Origin of the sequence: Streptomyces aidingensis (genome assembly GCF_900112355.1) — a bacterium.
GTDB lineage: Bacteria > Actinomycetota > Actinomycetes > Streptomycetales > Streptomycetaceae > Streptomyces > Streptomyces aidingensis.
Window position 1 is genome coordinate 457616 of sequence record NZ_FOLM01000003.1, and the last position, 18635, is coordinate 476250.

Annotated in this window: 15 protein-coding genes; 2 read left to right on the forward strand and 13 right to left on the reverse strand. The window is 75.4% G+C overall.

What is annotated here, in order from left to right:
- Position 1: 1 nt before the first annotated feature.
- Positions 2–190: a hypothetical protein gene (locus tag BM242_RS09205; RefSeq protein WP_093838190.1), complete on the forward strand. Its 189-nt coding sequence runs from the start codon at positions 2–4 to the stop codon at positions 188–190.
- Between the two features lie 86 nt (positions 191–276).
- Here the strand turns inward: BM242_RS09205 and BM242_RS09210 are convergent, their stop codons facing one another.
- The 12 genes from BM242_RS09210 to BM242_RS09265 all read right to left on the reverse strand — a co-directional run bounded on the left by BM242_RS09210 (position 277) and on the right by BM242_RS09265 (position 16603).
- Positions 277–1647 (reverse strand): glutamine synthetase family protein, encoded by a 1371-nt coding sequence (locus tag BM242_RS09210; protein WP_093838191.1) that lies wholly within the window; start codon positions 1645–1647, stop codon positions 277–279.
- Positions 1644–3521, reverse strand: coding sequence for an IucA/IucC family protein (locus BM242_RS09215; protein WP_093838192.1), 1878 nt, complete (start codon positions 3519–3521; stop codon positions 1644–1646). The genes BM242_RS09210 and BM242_RS09215 overlap by 4 nt, the downstream gene beginning before the upstream one ends.
- Positions 3518–4903: a hypothetical protein gene (locus BM242_RS29295; RefSeq protein ID WP_175541321.1), complete on the reverse strand. Its 1386-nt coding sequence runs from the start codon at positions 4901–4903 to the stop codon at positions 3518–3520. The genes BM242_RS09215 and BM242_RS29295 overlap by 4 nt, the downstream gene beginning before the upstream one ends.
- Before the next feature lie 71 nt (positions 4904–4974).
- The gene (locus BM242_RS09225; protein ID WP_093838194.1) at positions 4975–6402 is read right to left on the reverse strand and encodes a lysine N(6)-hydroxylase/L-ornithine N(5)-oxygenase family protein; all 1428 of its coding nucleotides are present in this window, start codon (positions 6400–6402) and stop codon (positions 4975–4977) included.
- A 39-nt stretch (positions 6403–6441) separates the two neighbouring features.
- On the reverse strand, positions 6442–8271 hold the full coding sequence (locus BM242_RS09230; RefSeq protein ID WP_245833928.1) for an IucA/IucC family protein: 1830 nt from the start codon (positions 8269–8271) through the stop codon (positions 6442–6444).
- A gap of 53 nt (positions 8272–8324) precedes the next feature.
- Positions 8325–9587, reverse strand: coding sequence for a type III PLP-dependent enzyme domain-containing protein (locus BM242_RS09235; protein WP_217652406.1), 1263 nt, complete (start codon positions 9585–9587; stop codon positions 8325–8327).
- 19 nt (positions 9588–9606) lie between these two features.
- A complete protein-coding gene (locus BM242_RS09240; protein ID WP_093838195.1) occupies positions 9607–10188 on the reverse strand; it encodes a GNAT family N-acetyltransferase in 582 nt (193 codons plus the stop codon).
- A 95-nt stretch (positions 10189–10283) separates the two neighbouring features.
- Positions 10284–11792 carry a pyridoxal phosphate-dependent decarboxylase family protein gene (locus BM242_RS09245; protein WP_093838196.1) on the reverse strand — a complete coding sequence of 503 codons (1509 nt, stop codon included), beginning with the start codon at positions 11790–11792 and terminating at the stop codon, positions 10284–10286.
- Positions 11789–13141 carry a diaminobutyrate--2-oxoglutarate transaminase family protein gene (locus tag BM242_RS09250; RefSeq protein ID WP_093838197.1) on the reverse strand — a complete coding sequence of 451 codons (1353 nt, stop codon included), beginning with the start codon at positions 13139–13141 and terminating at the stop codon, positions 11789–11791. Before BM242_RS09250 ends, BM242_RS09245 begins: the two co-directional genes overlap by 4 nt.
- Positions 13142–13438: 297 nt before the next feature.
- Complete coding sequence (locus BM242_RS09255) at positions 13439–14323, reverse strand: ABC transporter ATP-binding protein (RefSeq protein WP_093838292.1); 885 nt, start codon at positions 14321–14323, stop codon at positions 13439–13441.
- A 23-nt stretch (positions 14324–14346) separates the two neighbouring features.
- Positions 14347–15471, reverse strand: a complete 1125-nt coding sequence (locus BM242_RS09260; protein ID WP_093838198.1) for a FecCD family ABC transporter permease — start codon at positions 15469–15471, stop codon at positions 14347–14349.
- Positions 15472–15538: 67 nt separating this feature from the next.
- Positions 15539–16603, reverse strand: coding sequence for a FecCD family ABC transporter permease (locus tag BM242_RS09265; RefSeq protein WP_342746947.1), 1065 nt, complete (start codon positions 16601–16603; stop codon positions 15539–15541).
- 83 nt (positions 16604–16686) lie between these two features.
- Between BM242_RS09265 and BM242_RS09270 the strand changes: the two genes are divergently transcribed.
- Entirely contained in the window at positions 16687–17706 is a 1020-nt protein-coding gene (locus BM242_RS09270; protein WP_093838199.1) for an ABC transporter substrate-binding protein, read from the forward strand.
- A 28-nt stretch (positions 17707–17734) separates the two neighbouring features.
- Here BM242_RS09270 and BM242_RS09275 read toward each other — a convergent pair whose 3' ends face one another.
- Positions 17735–18565 carry a hypothetical protein gene (locus tag BM242_RS09275; RefSeq protein ID WP_093838200.1) on the reverse strand — a complete coding sequence of 277 codons (831 nt, stop codon included), beginning with the start codon at positions 18563–18565 and terminating at the stop codon, positions 17735–17737.
- Positions 18566–18635 lie beyond the last annotated feature (70 nt).

The window sequence follows — 18635 nt, forward strand, 5'->3', positions numbered from 1 at the left end:
GATGGGCTCGCTCGGCGCCCTCGCCGCCCATGTGCTGCTCCCGTTCCTGGCCCATGTGGGGTGGTATGTGATCGCCGCGGCCTGTCTGGTCGTGGTGATCACCTGCGAGATCAGCAGCCGGCGCCGCACCAACTGGCTGGTGGCGGTGGCCACCCTGGCCCTGGCCGCGGTCGTGCTGCGGCTGGGGTGAGACCGCCCCGTCCGCCACCGCCGCAGCCCGCCCGCCGCCCCGGCCCGCCCCGCCGTCGCCGGCGCCGCCCGGACCGGGGGCGGGCGCTACAGCCGTTCGAAGCCGCGCATGCGCTCCCAGTCGGTGACGGCCGCCTCATGGGCCTCCAGCTCGGCCCGGGCCGCCCGGGCGTAGTGCGCGACCACCGCGGGCCCGAAGACCTTGGCGGCGATCTCGCTGCGCTCCCAGCGGTGCAGCGCCTCCGCCAGGGTCGCCGGCAGCCGCGCCACCCCGGTGTCGGCCAGTGCGTTCCCGGTGTACTCCGCGGGCAGCGGCAGTTGGTGCTCGATCCCCCAGCGCCCTGCCGCCAGCGCCGCGGCCACCGCCAGATACGGGTTGGCGTCCCCGCCCGGCACCCGGTGCTCGATGCGCAGCGAGAGGCCGGAGCCGACCACCCGGACCGGGCAGGTGCGGTTGTCCCGGCCCCAGGCGATGCCGGTGGGCGCGAAGGCACCGGGCCGCAGCCTCTTGTAGGAGTTGATGTTGGGCGCCATCAGCAGGGTGAAGTCCGCCAGGCAGGCCAGCTGCCCGGCGACGAAGTGCCGCATCAGCGGGGACATGCCGTCCGGCGCGGCCGGATCGGCCAGCACCGGGTCGCCGTCCGCGGAGCGCAGCGACAGATGGACATGGCAGGAATTGCCCTCGCCCTCGTCGTACTTGGCCATGAAGGTGACCGCGCGGCCCTCCTGCTCGGCGATCTGCTTCACCCCGGTCTTGAAGAACACATGGTTGTCGCAGGTGGCCATGGCCTCGGCATAGCGGAAGACGATCTCGTACTGGCCGGGGTGGACCTCGGCGCGGGCGGTCTCCATGACCAGCCCCGCGGCGGTCATCTCCCGCCGGATGCGGCGGGCCAGCGGCTCCAGCCCGGCCAGGCCCTGGAGCGCGTAGTCCGCGTTGTGCCGGGTGGCCGGCCGCAGGCCGTGGTAGCGGCGGTCGTGGGCGGCGGCCGGGCTCTCCTCGAAGACCAGGAACTCCAGCTCGGTGCCGGCCCAGGCGGTCAGGCCCGCACCGGCCAGCCGGTCGAGCTGCTCGCGCAGCATGCGGCGCGGGGCCACCGCGACCGGCTCGCCGTCCGGCCAGGCGGCGTCCGCCAGCACCAGGGCGGTGCCCGGCTCCCAGGGCGGGAAACGCACCGTGGCGGGGTCGGGATGCAGCACGAAGTCGCCGAAGCCGGCCCGCCAGGCGTCGATGGCATAGCCCGGGCCGGTGTTCATCTCGACATCCGTGGCCAGCAGATACAGGCAGGCCCCGAAGCCGCGGCCGGCGATCTCGTCCAGGAAGTAGGGGACGGACAGCCGGCTGCCCTGGAGCCGGCCCTGGAGATCGGGAAGGGCGACCACGACCTCCTCCAGCCGCCCGGCCGCCGCCTCCTCGCGCAGCCTGTGGTACGGATCCGGTGCGGCCGGGGCGCTCATCGGCCCTCCCCGGCTTCGGCCGGGCCGGTGACCGGGTTGGCGAGCGGATTGGCGACGGTGCCGTGCACCACGTCGAAGCCCTCGTCACGCTCCGCCCGGTCGTGGAAGCCGCCGCCCAGCAGCTGCTCGCGGTTGAGCGCCACCCGGTCGAACTCGGCGGCGAACAGCCCGAAGTCGTCGCAGCGGTCGGCGAGTTCCGGGAAGCGGCGGTGGTAGCGCTCGATCTCGGCCCGCACCAGCGCCCAGAACTCGGCCTCCGGGACACCGAGATGGGTCTCCGCCAGCGGGGCGAAGAACCGGAAGTGGCCGGCGAACACCGCGGAGAGCAGCGAGTGTGCCAGCTCGTGCGCGGGCCAGCGCAGCAGCACCCGGTCCGCCCGGGCGGAGAGCGCGGCGTATTCGGGCCGCCGCTCCGGCAGCAGATTGACATCCTCGGCGAAGTCCTTGACCGCGATGCCGACCGGGATGTCGGCGGCGTCGTAGAGGATGACGGTGTTCTCGCCGTGCGGGCAGAAGGCGGTGCCGTAGCGGTAGAGGTGGTGCAGCAGCCCGGGCAGCAGAGCGGCCAGAAAGCGGGCCAGCCAGTCGCGCGGCGGCAGACCGGAGCGGGCGACGAGCTCGGCGGCCAGCGCCCGGCCGTCCGAGCCGGTCTTGAGCAGCGCGGCCATGGTGCGGGCCTTCTCGCCCGCGCGCAGCAGGGCGGGCAGCGGCTCCCGCCAGACGGCGCCGAGCAGTTCGTGATAGCGGTAGGGCGCGTCCCCGATTCCCTCGTACAGCGGATGCCGCACGGCCACCGACGCCACCTCGCCCAGCGGATGGAAACGCAGCTCGTCGCGGAGATAGGGGTCGGCGGCGCGCAGCCCGTGCAGCCAGGCGGTGATGTCCGGGGCGGCGCCGGTCGGTTCGGTGGACAGCCCGCGCCAGACCAGCGTGTTGCGGATGAGCAGCGGCACCTTGACGTTGTGGCGGTGCGGATGATCCAGATTGGCCAGGGTGCGGATGGACTGCAGCGGGCGGTAGCGGTCCGGGCCCTCGCCGAGCCGGACCAGGCGTCCGTCGGCCAGATAGGGCGCGAACAGCGGGACCACCGCCTCGTCCCAGTGGAAGGGGTGCACGGGCAGCCAGCGGTAGTCGGCGGGGGAGCGGCCGGCGGCCGTGCAGGCGTCCTCCAGGGCGGCGGCGAACTGCTTGCGGGTGGACTCGTCCAGTTCCCCGGCGAGCAGCCGGTCCTGGGTGTCCAGGCCGGGGACGCCGGCATAGCCGGCCAGCGAGGTGTGCACGGCGGCCCAGACCAGCCGCACCGCACCGGCCGCCTCGGGGGCGTAGGCGGCGGCGTCGGAGGCGGCGAAGCCCAGCCGGCCCTTGTTGAGCACCATGCACGGGTGGCCGTCCTGGTGGGCCTCCAGCTCCAGATGGTCCAGATCGGCCAGGGCGGCGGCGGGCAGGGCGCGGGCCAGGGTCAGCGCCTCGGCGCGGCGGGTGGCGAGCAGTTCGCGCAGTGCCTCGGCGGTGGTCGGGCCGTCCCAGCCGAGCACGGCGCGGGCGTCCAGGAACAGCCGCTCCGGGCCGGCTTCGCCCGGGTCCGCGCCGGGACCGGACTCCGGGGCCGGGTGGCGGCGCACCGAGGACTCGTCGATGCGCCAGGTGGCGAAGGTGCCGCGGGCGGCGCGGAAGGTCCAGTACACGCCGTCGCCCAGTTCCAGGCGGTAGCCGTCGCCGGCCGGTTCCGCCGGATCGGGCACGGGCGTGAGCAGTTCCTCGTAGGCGAACTCGGCGAGCGCCTTGGCCAGCAGCCGGCGTCCGGCCGCGGCCCAGTGCTCCGGGCCCGGGTGGTCGATGCGGCCGGTCGGGCCGGTCGGGTCGGCGGGGATCAACGTGCGTGCTCCTCGATCGGGACGGCGGGCTGAACGGCGGGCTGGGAGGAGGGCTGGACGGGGGGAGCGGCGTGCCGGGCCCCGGCGGCGTCCGGCGCGGCGGGGACCGGGGCGGCGGCCGTCGCGGCGGGCCGGAGCGGTCCGCCGGAACGGGCGCCCGGCAGAGCCGCCGCGGGGGCGGCGGGCCGCGGGGCGGGGGCCAGTGAGACCAGGCCGGCGCAGAGCAGGGCGCCGGCCGCCACGGCGAGCGGCAGCGCCAGATCGGCCGACACGGCGGCGGCAGCGGCCAGCGGGGCGGCGATCAGGCCCAGCGAGCGGACCGTCTCCACCCCCGTGAAGGCCGGTCCCGCCGTGCCGGTGGCGCGGAACATCCGCAGCTCCACCGCGACCTGGCCCAGACCCAGCGCGGCGCCGAACAGCAGCCGCCCGCCGGCCATCGCCGCAACACCGGAGGCGGCCCACTGCCACAGGAAACCGGCCGCCGCCACGCCCAGCGCGGCGGGCAGCAGCCGCGGCCCCAGCAGGTCGTGGCAGCGGCGGGCGAACGGCAGCACCAGCAGCGCCGCCACGCTGGGCAGGAAGTAGAGCACCGCCGAGCCCGCGTCGCCGCTGCCGAGTTCCAGCGCCAGTTCGGTGAAGAACGGCCGGGACACCGTGAGCGCGAAGTCGAAGGCCACCCCGATCAGTGCCGCCTGGGCGAGCAGCAGCAGCCGGCCGCGCCGTATTCGGCCGCCCGGCGGGGGCAGCCCGGGGCCCGGACGGGACGGGACGGGGCCGGCGCCGGGCGCCGCGGCCGGTGCCGCCTCGCCGGCCGTGCGGGCGAGCGGCAGCCGGGCCAGCATGCGCCAGACCAGCACCGCGAGCGCCACATCCAGCAGGGCGAAGGCCGAGATGCCCAGCCGGGGCTGCGGCAGCGCCAGCACCCCCGCCCCCACCAGCGTGGCGGCCACCGCCGCCACATGGAACACCACCACGATGGCGCAGATCCCGGCCAGCCTGGCATGGTCGGCGTCGGTGCCCTCCTCCGCCCTGCGGGTGTACTCGCCGATCAGCGCCGGGTAGGCCAGCAGCAGCGAGGCATTGGTCGCCACGCAGGCCGCGGACAGCCCGGTGAACCAGGCGTAGTCGGGTGCCGCGCCCAGCAGCAGGTCGCACACCGAGGCCGCGCACAGCCCGGCCAGCACCAGCCGGTGCGGCGCCCAGCGGCGGGCGGCCAGCCCCCACAGCGGCAGCGCGGCCAGCCCGACGATCCGGCACACCCACAGATACAGGCCGGTGGCGCCGGGGTCGTCGATGCCGTAGAGCCGCTCGAAGAGCTGCGGCAGAAACGGTGTCAGGGCCGTCTCGGCGATCAGATACAGCCCGATGACGGCGATCAGCACCACGCGTATGCCATGCCCCCCGGCCGGTGCCGCCGGTGCCGCCGGTGCGGCGGGGGCTCCTCCCGGCGCGGTCATGTCCGGCTGCCCACCGGGTCCGTGGCCGGGTCCTCCGGGCGGGCCGGGGCAGGCACCACCGGCGCATCGGCGGCGGGCAGGCCGAAGGTGGTCCAGGAGACCCGCTCCGGCACCGGCACCACGTCCCGCCCGGCCACGGTGTTGAGCACGGTGGCGGCACGCCAGGCGCCCAGGGTCAGATCCGGGGCGCCCACCCCGTGCGAGTGCATCTCGGCGTTCTGCACATAGAGCGTGCCGGTCACCCGCGGGTCCAGGGCGACCCGGTAGCGGCCGTCCACCCGGTAGCGGCCCTTGGCGTCCCAGTCGATCAGCCCGGCCAGCGGTTCCAGGCAGTCCGGCCGCCGCGCCGCATAGCCGGTGGCCGCCACCACCGCGCCGGTGCGCACCGTGAACTCCGCGTCCTGGTCGGCATTGCGGCAGCTCAGCAGATAGCCCTCGCCGTCCGGCCGGACGGCGGTGAGCTCCGTTCCCGGATGCAGCGCGGCGCGCGGGCGCCCGCCGCCGATGGTCCGCTCGTACAGCTCGTCGTGGATCTCGCCCAGCGTGTCCGCGCTGACGCCCTTGTAGAGCTGCCACTGGCTGCGCACCAGTTCCTCGCGCCGGGTCTCGGGCAGCGAGCGGAAGTGGCGGATGTAGTCGGGGGTGAAATGCTCCAGCCCGATCTTGGAGTACTCCATGGGCGCGAACGCCGGGGTGCGGGCCAGCCACCGCACATACGGGCCGCCCCGGCCCTCGCCGTCCTGCCGGCGCAGCAGGTCCAGCAGCACCTCGGCGCCGGACTGGCCGGCCCCGATCACCGTCACGTCGCCGGCCCGGTCCGCCAGCGTCTCGCGGTGGGTGCGGTAGTCGGCGCTGTGCAGCACCCGGCCGCGGTGCGCCGGGTCGGCCAGCAGCGGGCGCAGCGGCTCCGGCACCACCGGCTCGGTGCCCACGCCGAGCACCACCTGACGGGCCGGCACCCGCTCGGTGACGCCCGCGGCGCTGCGGAAGACGACCGTGAAGACGCCCCGGTCCGCGTCCCACTCCACGGCGGTCACCCGGGCGTCGAAGCGGCAGGACGGCAGGGATTCGGCGACCCAGCGGCAGTAGTGGTCGTACTCCCGGCGCGGGATGTGGAACCGCTCGGCGAAGAAGAACGGGAACAGCCGGCCGTGGGCGCGCAGATAGTTGAGAAAGGTCCACGGGCTGGTCGGGTCCGCCATGGTGGCCAGGTCGGCCAGGAACGGCACCTGGAGCACCGTGCCCTCCATCAGCAGCCCGGGGTGCCAGGAGAAGGCCGGCCGGCCGTCCAGGAACAGGGTGCGCAGCCCCGGCACCCCGTCGGCGAGCGCCGCCAGCGAGAGATTGAACGGGCCGATGCCGACGCCGACCAGATCATAGGGCGCGGCGGGTCCGGGTGCGGTGGAGTCGGGTGCTGTGGTCAACGTGGTGCCTCCGCGGTCGGATGAGGGCGGGCGGTGCGGTCAGGAAGCGGCGAACGGGTTGGGCAGGTCGATGTAGACGGACTGGGAGTGCACCTCGCCCACCAGCTCGTCGAGGCCGTCCACGCAGGTGAGGTAGTTGCCCTTGCAGCGCAGCACGGGCGCGTCCAGCAGCAGGTCCAGCAGGCCCTTGGCCCCGGGCTCGGCGGCGCGCAGCCGCCCCAGGGTGCGGCGTGCCACGGCCAGCAGCGCCGCCTCGTCGGCCAGGCCCAGGGCGCCGAACGCGCCGATCACGCCGAGCAGATTGTTGATGCCCAGGTAGTAGGCCACCCGCTCGTCCACAAAGGCGTCCTCGAAGACCAGTTCCACCCCCTCGGCGGCGCCCGGCAGCAGCCGCTCCAGTTCACCGGCGCGGGAGGCGGCCAGGTAGTAGCCCTGGCTGTCCCGGTACCAGGCGGCGCACGGCAGCGCGTCGGCCGGGTCCAGGCCGACCAGGGTGTTCTGGTGGTGCGGCTCCAGGGCGATGCCGTAGCGGGCCTGGAGCCGGATCAGCGGCACCGCCAGCACCTCCAGATAGCGGGCATACCAGCGGGCCGCGGCCTGGGGCCCGGACAGGCGGTGCGCGGCGGCGGTGCGCTCCACCGCCGCGGCCAGCAGCGCCCGGTGGCGGGGCGGCGAGCCGTCGCCGGGGCCGGTGCGTTCGGCGAGCAGCCCGGCCACGCAGACCGCGTGCGGGCTGCCCGGGCCGGACCGGAACGGGTTGTCGCGGATGGCGGTCTCCAGCCCGGTCTCGGTGCCGTCCGGGCCGCCGCCCACGGAGATCCAGGCGAAGTCGCGCAGGATGCTGAACTCCGGGTGCTCGGCGCGCAGCCAGCCGGCCGGCCCGGCGGCCAGCAGCCGGGCCGCCCGCACCCCCAGCCGCATCTCCGGCCGCAGGTTGTTGCGGCGGGAGTTGGTGATCCGCATGCCGAGCGAGAGCTTGAGCATCACCTCGGCGTCCGGCCGGTGCACGGTGCGCACCGAGGACGTCGGCCACCAGGCCGGACCGCCCGGCCCGAGCGGGCGCAGCAGCCCGGCGGACAGCAGGTCGGCCACCTCGGGGCGGTCCATGATCTCCCGGGCCTGCCAGGGGTGTGCCGGGACGGGCACGGTGCCCGGCGGCAGTCCGGGTCCGCCGGGTCCGCCGGGTCCGCCCGGGGCGAGCGGGGCGAGCAGCGCGGCGGGGTCGCCGCCGTCCCAGCTCTCGCCGGTCACCACGGAGGGATCGGCGGCGAACCAGTGCAGCGGAAAGGAGCCGCGCAGCTCGGGGGAGTAGGCCGCCAGCTCCCGGTCGGAGGCCTCCTCCCGGCTCTTGGGCGCCGGGTGGAAGGGGTGGCCGAGCAGCAGCGCCTGCTCGCCCGCCAGGAATCCGGCCGCCGGGAATCCGTCCGGCCGCGGGCCGGCCTGCGCGTCCTCACCGGCGTCCCCGGCGCGGCGGGCGGCGGCGAGGTGCACCGCGGTACGGCGGGCCGAGTTCAGCACCCGGGCCACCGCGTCGGTGCCCGGGTGCGGCGGCAGGCCGCGTCCGGCCGTGGTCTGGCGGATCAGGGCGGCGGCCACCAGCGCGGCATCGGCCGGAGCGCCGGCGGGCAGCACCTCGGCGCGCCCCAGGCGGTGCCAGCCGGTCGGCGACCGGTAGCGCACCGGGACGCTCAGCCGGACCCCGCTGGCCGGCAGGTCCAGCAGCAGGCGCTGCCCGGCGGGCGGCACCGCGGTGCCGGTCTCCCGCAGATAGGCGCGCAGCAGGGTCTCGGTGGCGGCGGCGTCCCCGGCGAGCAGGGCGTCCGGGTGGTCCAGCGGGTCCGGCCCCGGGGACGGCGGGTGCATGGTCATCGGCGGCGCTCCGGTGGGAACGGGAACAGGAACGGGGACAGGAACGGGCGGCCTCACAGCAGCAGCCGTTCGGCGGGCGGATGGCCCAGGAAGTGCGGCATGGCGAACTCCCATCCGTAGGAGCCGGCCCGCGGAAAGACCACCAGATCGCCCGCGCGCACCCGCTCCACATGGACGTCCCGCAGCAGGGTGTCCTCGGGGGTGCACAGCTCGCCGACCACGGTCACCCGGGTGTTCTCGGCGGCCGGCCGGGGGCTGCCGGGCTCGCCCCACTCCGGCACCGGCAGCACCGCGATGTTGTGCACCAGGTCCCAGGAGGTGGGCAGCTGGAAATGGTTGATCCCGCCGCGCAGCATCACGAACCACTGGCCGAAGGAGTGCTTCACATCGGTGACCTCGGCGGCGTACCAGCCGCAGTCGGTGACCAGGAAGCGGCCGGGCTCCAGCAGTACCCGGGCCCCGGCCGGTGGCGGGGTGGCCGCGATCAGCTCGCCGAACCGGGCGGTGTCGAAGGACTGCTCGCCGTCGAAGTCCACGCCGATGCCGCCGCCGATGTCGATCTGCCGCAGCTCGATGCCGTGCGCGGCGGCGGTCGCCCCGCTCCACGTCATGCACCAGCGCAGATAGTCGGCGTGGGCGGCGGCGTCCAGATTGTTGGAGGCGGCGTGGATGTGGAAGCCGGTCAGCTCGACGCCGGGCAGCTTCCGGGCCTGCTCCAGCACCTGCGGGACATCCGGCTCGGCCACCCCGAACTGCGAGGGGACACCGCCCATGTGCAGGGAGCCGGTGACCGGGATGCGCTCGGGATTGACCCGCAGCGCGACCCGTGCCGTGGTGCCCAGGCCGGCCGCGATCCGGCTGATGCGGTGCAGCTCCAGCAGGCTCTCGGCGTTGATGGCCTCGGCCCCGGCGGTGATCAGATCGGTCAGCACGGGCACGGTCTTGGCCGGGCCGGCCGCGACCACCGGCACCGGCCCGCCGTCCGCCCGGCCCGCCCGGCCCGCCAGGGCCTCCAGGGCCAGGGCGAGTTCGCTGCGCGAGGCCACCTCGAAGCCGTCCACATGCGGGGCCAGGCCGTGCAGCACCCCGGGGAAGGAGTTGGCCTTGACGGCGTAGTACACCGCGGCCCAGGGCGGCAGCGCGGCGCGCAGTTCCCGGGCGCGGCCGGCGGCCGTCTCCGGGTCGTAGAGATAGGCGGCCAGCGGGCCGGGGCCGGCCGCGGACCTGTCCAGCAGTCTGCGGCGCACCCGTTCGGGAAGCGCGGTGACCGGATGGGCGGCCCGGGGGGCGGCGGAGGGCGGAAGCTCGATGGACACGGTGGCCTCGGTCTCGCGGTCAGGCGCCGCGGAGCGGCCGGACGATCATGGTGTGCGGACGCCAGCCGGGATACGGCGCGAGCTGTCCCACCGGCCGGAAGCCGAAACGGGCGTAGCGGTCCAGCACCACGTCGTTGCCCTCGGCGATCAGCGCGGCGGCGCGTTCCTCGGTGCGCGACGCGAGGAAGGACTCCAGCAGCGTGACGGCCACCCGGGTGCGGCGCCAGGCGGGGGCGACCAGCAGCTCGCACAGGCCGACCGTGCGCCCGGGGTACTCGCGGGTGAACTCCGGGTCGGGGCGCGGCGTCAGCCCCTCCCACCACAGGGTGTCGCCGGGCAGGGTGTAGCCGTAGAAGTAGCCGGCCACCCTGCCGTCCGGTTCTTCGGCGGCCACCAGGGCGAAGCCGGGGCGTCCGGCGTGCCGCAGCAGCCGCTCGGCTATCGGCGGGTCGTTGTGGTCCGGCAGATGCAGGGCCTCGGCGTAGACCTCCTCATATGCCTTGGCCCAGCGGGCCGGGTCCTCGGCGACGGCGGCGCCGTCGAGGTGGCGCAGGCGCGGCGCCGCCGTGGTGGCGGCCGCGGTCGGATCGTTGGCGGGCATGGCGGGGTGCTTCCTCTCTGCTCGGCGCGCCGCCTAGGGCGCGCAGCTGCGGATACGAAGGCGGGCGGGGCGGGCGGGTGCCGGACGGGCCGGCGTCAGGCGGGCGTGGTGACCGGGCGGTCCCGGGCCAGTTCGGTGACCAGCTTCAGCAGCCCGGCCAGTTCCCCGGCCGTGGTCCGCGGGTGCAGCAGCGTGGCCTTGAGCCACAGCCGGCGCCGCCCGCCCGCGTCCGGGTCCGCGGCCCGGGCACGGCCCAGCACCGCCAGCCCGTCGGCCAGCAGCCGCCGGCGGACCTCGGCCACCAGCGCGTCGCCCGCCGCCTCGCCCTGCCGCTCGGCCAGCCGGTCGGCGGCGGCCGGGCGGAACAGCACGGTGCTGATGCCGATCTCGCCGGGACGGCGGCGCAGGTGCGCGTCGGCGTCGATGGTGCGGCCCAGTTCCCGGGCGGTGTCCACGCAGTGCTCGACCAGCCGGCCCAGACCGTCCCGGCCCAGGCCGCGCAGGGTGGCGGCGATCTTCAGCACGTCCGGGCGCCGGGAGGTGCGCAGCGAGCGGCCCAGCAGGTCGGGCAGCCCGGCCTCGGTGTCGTCGTCGGCGTTGAGGTAGTCGGCGCGGAGGGAGAGCGCCGTGGCCCGCCCGGCGTCGGCGAGGGCCAGCACCCCGGCCGCCACCGGCTGCCAGCCGAACTTGTGCAGATCGAAGGTGACCGAGACGGCCTGCTCGATCCCGGCCAGCATCGGTGCCAGCCGGTCGCTGAACAGCAGGGGCCCGCCGTAGGCGGCGTCCACATGCAGTTCGGCGCCGTGCGAGGCGGCCACCCGGGCGAGTTCGGGCAGCGGATCGACGGCCCCCTCGTCGGTGGTGCCGGCGGTGGCCACCACCAGGGCGGGCGCCCCGCCGAGGCCGGCCAGGGCCCGGTCCAGGGCGGCCGGCAGCATCCGGCCGTCGCGGCACTCCACGGCGGCCGGTGCGGGCAGGCCGAGCAGCCAGGCAGCCCGCTGCACGCTGTGGTGGGCGGCCCGGCCGCAGAGCACCCGGACGGGTCCGGTGCCCGCCGCCCGGGCCCGTTCCCTGGCCAGCAGCAGGGCGACCAGATTGGACTCGGTGCCGCCGCTGGTGATCAGCGCGTCGGGGCGGGGCGCGGCCGGGTAGACCAGGCGGGCCAGCGCCGCGGACACCTCCTCCTCGATCACCGCCGCGGCGGGTGCCTGGTCCCAGGAGTCCATCGAGGGGTTGAGCGCGGAGGCGGCCAGATCGGCCGCGGCGGCCAGGGCCAGCGGCGGGCAGTGCAGATGCGCCACGCAGTGCGGGTCGGCCGGGTCGGCCGCGCCCTGGGCGGCGGCCCGCACCGTGTCGTAGAGGGCGTCGGCCGCGCCCGTGCCGCGGCGGGGCAGCATCGGGGTGCACAGCGCCCGGGTGCGCTCGGCCACCGCCTGCGGACCGCCGGCCGGCAGCGGCCCGCCCCGCTCGGCGGCGCCGTCGGCCAGGGCGTCCAGCGCGATCGCGGTGAGCGTGCGCAGTCCTCCGGCCACCCCGCCGACCCCGCCGGCCAGCGCGGTGTCCGGGACCCGGGTGCCGGCCGGGGCGGGCGGACGGGCGGTCATGCGGCACGCTCCGGGCGGCGGGCGGCGGAGACGGCGGCGGCCAGCGCGTCGGCGATCCGGTCCAGCACCGTGTCGGCCTGGGCGTCGGTCAGCACCAGCGGGGGCAGCAGCCGCAGCACCGTGCCGCCGCGTCCGCCGAGTTCCAGGATCAGCCCTCGATCCAGGCAGGCGGCCTGCACCGCCCGGGCGAACTCCGGCGCGCCCGGGCGGGCGCCCAGCGCGTCCGGTCCGGCCCCGGCGTCCACCAGTTCGGCGCCGATCATCAGGCCCCGTCCGCGCACGTCGCCGATCTGCGGGAAGTCCCGGGCGAGTTCGCGCAGGCCCGACCGCAGCCGGGCGCCCAGCTTCTCGGCCCGTTCGGCGAGCTGCCGCTCACCCACGGTCCGCAGGGTGATCTCACCGGCGATCATGGCGAGCGTGTTGCCGCGGAAGGTGCCGGTGTGGTCGCCCGGCAGCCAGGTGTCCAGGTCGGGCCGGTAGGCGATCAGGGCCAGCGGCAGCCCGCCGCCCACCGCCTTGGAGGTGACCAGGATGTCCGGGGTGACCCCGGCGCGTTCGCAGGCCCAGTAGTGCCCGGTGCGGCCGATGCCGGTCTGCACCTCGTCCACGATGAGCAGGACCCCGTGCGCGGCGGTGATGCGGCGGATCTCGCGCAGCCAGGAGTCCGGCCCGGGGATCACCCCGCCCTCGCCCTGCACGACCTCCAGGATCACCGCGGCCGGGGCGGCCACCCCGCTGCCGGGGTCGGTGAGAAAGCTCTCCAGCAGCCTGGCCGAGAGGCCGGCGCCGTCCTCGCCGCCGATGCCGAACGGGCAGCGGTAGCCGTAGGGGTAGGGCAGCCGGGTCACCGGCTGGGCCTGTGCCGCGGCGCCGCGCATCCGGTCCGGTCCGGAGACGGAGGAGGCGCCGAGGGTCATGCCGTGGTAGGCGCCGGTGAAGGCGATCACCCCGGTGCGGCCGGTGGCGTGCCGGGCCAGCTTGAGCGCGGCCTCCACCGCGTCGGTGCCGGCCGGGCTGCAGAAGTGCAGCTTGGCGCGGTCGCGCAGGGTGCCGGGCAGCCGGCCCAGCAACTCGGCGCTGAAGGAGTCCTTCTGCGGGGTGATCATGTCCAGGGTGTGCAGCGGCACTCCGGAGGCCAGGGCCTCCTGGAGCGCCGTCACGACCGCCGGGTGGTTGTGGCCCAGGGCGAGGGTGCCCGCTCCGGACAGGCAGTCGAGGTAGGTGCGTCCGTCGGCGCCGGTGACCTCCGCCCCGAGGGCCGTGACGGGGGCCACCGGGATGGTTCTGGCGTAGGTGCGGGCGGCGGACTCGCGTTGTGCCTGACGGCCGAGCAGTTCAGCGCGCAGCATGGCGATGGGGACCCTTCGGTCACGTCGGTTTGTGGGGGCCGCACCGGGCCGGGCGAGGCGGCCTTCGCGGCGGTTCCGGGCAGCACACGGGGCGCCCGCCGGGGAATCACCCCGAATGGCGCGGAACTTAGGTTAGCCTAACCTTTGTATTTCGTGAAGGGTGATCCGGCGCACGCTCTCCGCATCCGCTCCCGGCCCTCACCGGCCCGCCAAGGCCTTCTGACGGCGCGTCGGCGTCCCCGGCGTCCCCGGCGCTCTCGGCGCACTGGCGCGCCGGGCGTCGGGGAGCGGGAGGGCTCAGACGGGGTCGCCCAGCGGCGGCGCGGCGTCCGTGGCCGCGTCCCGCGCCGGCGCCGGCCGCGGCGCCTCGTGCCGGCTGAGCGGGATCACCAGCGGGGCGCCCGTGCGTTCCTCGTGGCGGACCACGGCGCGCAGCCCGAACACCTCGCGCAGCAGCTTCTCCGTCAGCACCTCCGCCGGGGTGCCGCAGGCCGCGATCCGGCCGTCCTTCATGGCCACCAGACGGTCCGCGTACCGGGCGGCCAGCGACAGGTCGTGCAGCACCAGCACCACCGTCCGCCCGGTGTCCCGGTGCAGGTCCAGCACCAGATCCAGCACCTCCATCTGATGCGCCAGATCGAGGTGGTTGGTCGGCTCGTCCAGCAGCAGCAGCTCGGTCTCCTGGGCCAGCGCCATGGCGATCCACGCCCGCTGCCGCTGCCCGCCGGACAGCTCGTCCAGCGTGCGCTCGGCCAGGTCCAGGGTGCCGGTGGCGCGCAGCGCGCGTTCCACCGCCGCCTCGTCCTCCCGGGACCAGCGCCGGTACCAGGTCTGGTGCGGATGCCGCCCGCGCGCCACCAGGTCCGCGACGCACAGCCCTTCGGGCGCCACCGGCGACTGCGGCAGCATGCCCACCAGACCGGCCACCTCACGCGTCGGCAGCCGGTGCACCGGCCGCCCGTCCAGCAGCACCTGCCCGCCGGCCGGTTTGAGCAGCCGGCCGAAGGCGCGCAGCAGGGTGGACTTGCCGCAGCCGTTCGGCCCGATGATCGCCGTCACCGTGCCGTCCTCGATGTCCAGGTCCAGCGCGTGCACCACGGGGGTGCCGTCATAGGCCAGGGTCAGTCCCTCGGCCCGCAGCCGCACCCGGGCCGCGCGTGCTGCGTCCGGTACGGCGTCCATCGGGTCCTGGCGCTTGCGCGGGCTCATGAGGTTCGGGCCTTTCCGCTCCGGACGATCAGAAACAGCAGATACGGCGCGCCCAGCGCCGCGGTCAGGATCCCCACCGGCAACTGGATGTCCGGGAACGCGGTACGGGCCAGCACGTCCGCCCAGACCGTCACCGCCGCTCCGGTCAGCGCCGAGGCGAGCAGCGGCGGATGCCCGGTGCGCGCCAGCCGCAGCGCGATCTGCGGGCAGGCCAGCGCCACAAAGGCGATCGGCCCGGCCGCCGCGGTGGCGGTGGCGGTCAGCAGCACCGCGGTCAGCAGCAGCGCCGCCCGCGCGCCGGTCATCCGCACCCCCAGTCCGCGCGCGGTGTCCTCGTCGAAGACCAGCGCGCCGAACGGGAACGACAGCACCAGCGCCACCGGCAGCAGCACCGCCAGTGCCCAGCCGACCGGCCGCACGGTGTCCCAGCCGGCGCCGTTCAGGCTGCCGTTGAGCCAGATCAGCGCCCGGCCGGCGTCCACGATGTCGGCCTTGATGAGCAGCCAGGACAGCACGCTGGCCAGCACCGCGTTCACCCCGACGCCGACCAGCAGCACCCGGTAGCCGTTCAGCCCGCGGCGCACCGCCAGCAGATAGATCACCACGGCGGTGAGCAGCGCGCCGGCCACGGCCGCGGCCGGGATGCCGACGTCGGCCAGCGGCCCGCTGACGCTGCCGTAGGCACCGCCCATCACGATGACGGTCACCGCGCCCACCCCGGCCCCCGTGGTCACCCCCAGGATGTCCGGGCTGGCCAGCGGATTGCGCGCGATGCCCTGGATGACCGCCCCGGCCAGGCCCAGGGCGGCCCCCACCAGCGCGCCGACCAGCGAGCGCGGCAGCCGCAGCCGCATCACCACGATCCGGGACCGGTCCTCGCCGCCGCCGAGCAGCACCTCGGCCACCTCGCCCAGCGGCAGGGCGGAGGTGCCGCGCGCGGTGTTGACCACGATCGCCGCGGCCAGCAGCAGCGCCAGCACCAGCGGCACCAGCACGGCACGCGGACGCCAGACGGCCGACACCGGGCCGGCCCGCAGCGGCGTCCGTCCCGGCACGGGGCCCCGGCCGGGGCCCCGCTCCGCGCGCCGTCCGGCCGTGCCCGTCTCCACCGCCGCGCTCATGCCCGCCCCCGTCCCGCTCTCGCCCATCCGGCCGTCCGCACGTTCAGCACCGCGTCACCGTCGCCCCTCACAGCCGCACCGGCTTCCGGCGGCGCACCAGATGGATGAAGACCGGGGCGCCGATCAGCGCCAGCATGATGCCCACCTGGAGCTCGCCGGGCCGGGCCACCAGCCGCCCCAGGGTGTCGGCGGCGGTGGTCAGCGAGGCGCCGAGCAGCCCCGCGTAGACGAGGATCCAGCGGTAGTCCGGCCCGGTGAAGTAGCGCGCGACATGGGTGGCGACCAGCCCGACGAAACCGATCGGCCCGCAGGCCGCCACTGCCGTCCCGGTCAGCAGGGTGATCGCCGCCATGCCCACCGCCCGGGTGGCGCCGACCCGCACCCCCAGCGCCCGCGCCACGTCCTCGCCCAGCGACAGGGCGTTCAGCCCGGGCGCGTTGGCCGCCGCCAGCGCCAGGCCCAGGGCGATGAACGGCAGTATCTGCCAGGTCAGTTCCAGCGGACGCCCGCTGACCGAGCCGACGGTCCAGAACCGGTAGGTGTCCAGTGCCTGCCGGTCGAAGATCACCATGCCCGCGGTGAGGGCGGTGAACAGCGCGTGCGCCGCGGCCCCGGCCAGCGCCAGCGTCACCGGGGCCGCCCCGCCGCGGGCCGCGGTGCCGACCAGGAACACCAGCACACTCGCCCCCAGGGCGCCCGCGAAGCCGAACCACACATAGCCGTAGAGGCTGGTGATGCCCAGCAGGAAGACCGAGCCGACCACGCACATCCCGGCGCCCGCGCTGATGCCCAGCAGCACCGGGTCGGCGATCGGATTGCGGGTATGACCCTGCATCAGCGCCCCGGCCACGCCCAGCGCGGCGCCGGCCACCAGCGCCAGCGCGGTGCGCGGCACCCGCAGCGAGCGGATGATGATGTCCCCCTCGGTGCCGGCGGGCTGCCAGAGCCCGTGCCACACCTGGGCGGGGGAGAGGGGCTTGGCGCCGAACGCGATGGACAGCAGGAGGGTGAGCGCCACCAGGGCGAGCAGCACCAGCAGCCCGGCCCAGCGCCGGCGGCTCCGCTCCGGCGCGATCTGCCGTCGCGGCGAACCCGCCTCGGCGGGCACCGGCGCAGATAGCGCTTCGATCACGATCTCCACCCCCGGATCAGCGACTCAGGTTAGGCAAGCCTATCCTTACAGCGCCTGTCTACGGAGAGAAGGGATCACCTCTCATGAGAGCCCGCTGGCTCACCCGCTTCGGCCGTACCGTCGGCGCCGTCATGGTCACCGCCGGTCTGCTCGCCACCGCCGCGTGCGGAAGCGACGACTCCGACAAGGATACGGACGCGGGCGGCGACACGCCGCCCGCATCGTCCGAAGCCGCCTTCCCCCGCACGGTCAGCCATGCCATGGGCGAGACCGAGCTGGAGGCGGCCCCCGAGCGCGTCGTCGCCCTGGACATGACCTTCGTGGACGCCGTGCTCGCCCTGGAGGGCCAGGTCGTCGGCTACACCACCTTCGCGTCCCCGGACGAGGAACTCCCCGGCTACTTCGGCGAGGACGCCGCCACCTACGCGGGCCAGGCCGAACCGGTCGGCCTGCTGGACGAGCCCGACCTGGAGAAGATCCTGGGGCTGGAGCCCGACCTGATCCTCTCCGCCAAGGTGCGGCACGAGGGCATCTACGACCAGCTCGTCGACCTCGGGGTGCCGGTCATCTTCACCGAGACCACCGGCGCCACCTGGAAGGACAACCTGCGGCTGGTCGGCGAGGCGCTCGGCAAGGAGGAACTGGCGGAGCAGAAGATCGCCGACTACCAGGAGCGCGCCACCGCCATCGGTGACGCGGTGCGCGAATCGCTGGGCAAGAACCCCTCGGTGTCCGTGGTCCGGTTCGTGGACGGCCCGACCCGCCTGTACAAGGAGGACACCTACATCGGCGTCATCATCAACGACCTGACCTTCGACAAGCCGGCCGACGCCAAGGGCACCGGCTTCAACGCCGACATCTCCGAGGAACAGACCCTCAAGGTCGACGCGGACCACATCTTCGTGACCGCCTACCCCGACCCGGAGGGCCTCTCCGAGAAGAGCAAGGAGACCTTCACCGCCAACCCGCTGTGGGGTCAGCTCGAAGGCGAGATCCACGAGATGGACGACGTGACCTGGATGATCGCGGTCGGCCTCTACGGCGCCCACTCGGTGCTGGACGACATCGCCGAGGTCTTCGGGGTCGACCCCGCCACCTCCTGAGCCGTCCGCCCGTGCGGCCTGCCCGCGCTCACCGCGAGCGCGGGCAGGTCTCGCAGAGCAGATCCGGCTTGAGGGTGTAGAAGAAGCAGCAGCCCATCCGGGTGCGGGTCGGCTCCGCGTCACAGGCCGGCCCGGTGGCGGGCGGCAGCCGGTACCCGGCCTGGCCGGAGTACGGCGCCGTACCGCCCGGCAGCAGCGCGTTGGCCGCCAGCGCGGCGGACGGCATGTCCCCGAGCAGCCGCCCCAGGTAATGGATGCCCTCCGCCAGTTCGTCGGTCGCCATCGCCCACTGGGCGTGCCGCCGGCGCCGCATCAGCGGACCCATCCGCTCCAGCACCGGCTCCAGGAACTCGGCCACCGACTGGCGCAGCTCTCCCCGCAGGGCCTCCGGCCCGGCCACCACCCGCACCCCGGGCAGGCCGGCCGCCGGGTCGTCCGGCAGCACACTCACCAGCCAGGGGTCCACCGCCAGCACGCCACCGGCCTCGTCGACCCCCAGGCCGTCCGGGGACAGCCACGGCACCCGGCGCTCCAGATACCACGGCCCGGAGAAGGCGAGAGCGGCCACGAACGCGTAGCGGTGCAGCATGTCGGTGGCCGCCACATCGGGGCGGGGCGCGGTGCCGTGCAGCGCCGTCATCCGCTCGCCGTGCACCTTGGCCAGCCGCTCGGCCAGCCCTTCCTCGGCCACCAGCCGCCCGGCGGTCAGCCACCGGGGGTCGGCGGCGTCGAACGGCCGGGCCGCCACCCGCAGCAGCGTGAACAGCTCACCGAAGCGCCGGTACATCTGCTCCGGCAGCTCCGCCCGGCGGACGGGCGCCGGCAGCGCATCGGTGACGGTTGAGGCGAACGGCGACACGAGTACCCCTCGGAACGCGAGTCAATTAAGGCAAGGCTTACCTTACGGTCCGTTCCGGCCGTCCGCCAGC

Coding starts and splice junctions, on each gene's coding strand:
- BM242_RS09255 (WP_093838292.1), bottom strand. CDS start 14,323: ATGGACGCCGTACCGGACGCAGCACGCGCGGCCCGGGTGCGGCTGCGG.
- BM242_RS09230 (WP_245833928.1), bottom strand. CDS start 8,271: ATGACCATGCACCCGCCGTCCCCGGGGCCGGACCCGCTGGACCACCCG.
- BM242_RS09270 (WP_093838199.1), top strand. CDS start 16,687: ATGAGAGCCCGCTGGCTCACCCGCTTCGGCCGTACCGTCGGCGCCGTC.
- BM242_RS09240 (WP_093838195.1), bottom strand. CDS start 10,188: ATGCCCGCCAACGATCCGACCGCGGCCGCCACCACGGCGGCGCCGCGC.
- BM242_RS09205 (WP_093838190.1), top strand. CDS start 2: ATGGGCTCGCTCGGCGCCCTCGCCGCCCATGTGCTGCTCCCGTTCCTG.
- BM242_RS09210 (WP_093838191.1), bottom strand. CDS start 1,647: ATGAGCGCCCCGGCCGCACCGGATCCGTACCACAGGCTGCGCGAGGAG.
- BM242_RS09250 (WP_093838197.1), bottom strand. CDS start 13,141: ATGCTGCGCGCTGAACTGCTCGGCCGTCAGGCACAACGCGAGTCCGCC.
- BM242_RS09260 (WP_093838198.1), bottom strand. CDS start 15,471: ATGAGCGCGGCGGTGGAGACGGGCACGGCCGGACGGCGCGCGGAGCGG.
- BM242_RS09245 (WP_093838196.1), bottom strand. CDS start 11,792: ATGACCGCCCGTCCGCCCGCCCCGGCCGGCACCCGGGTCCCGGACACC.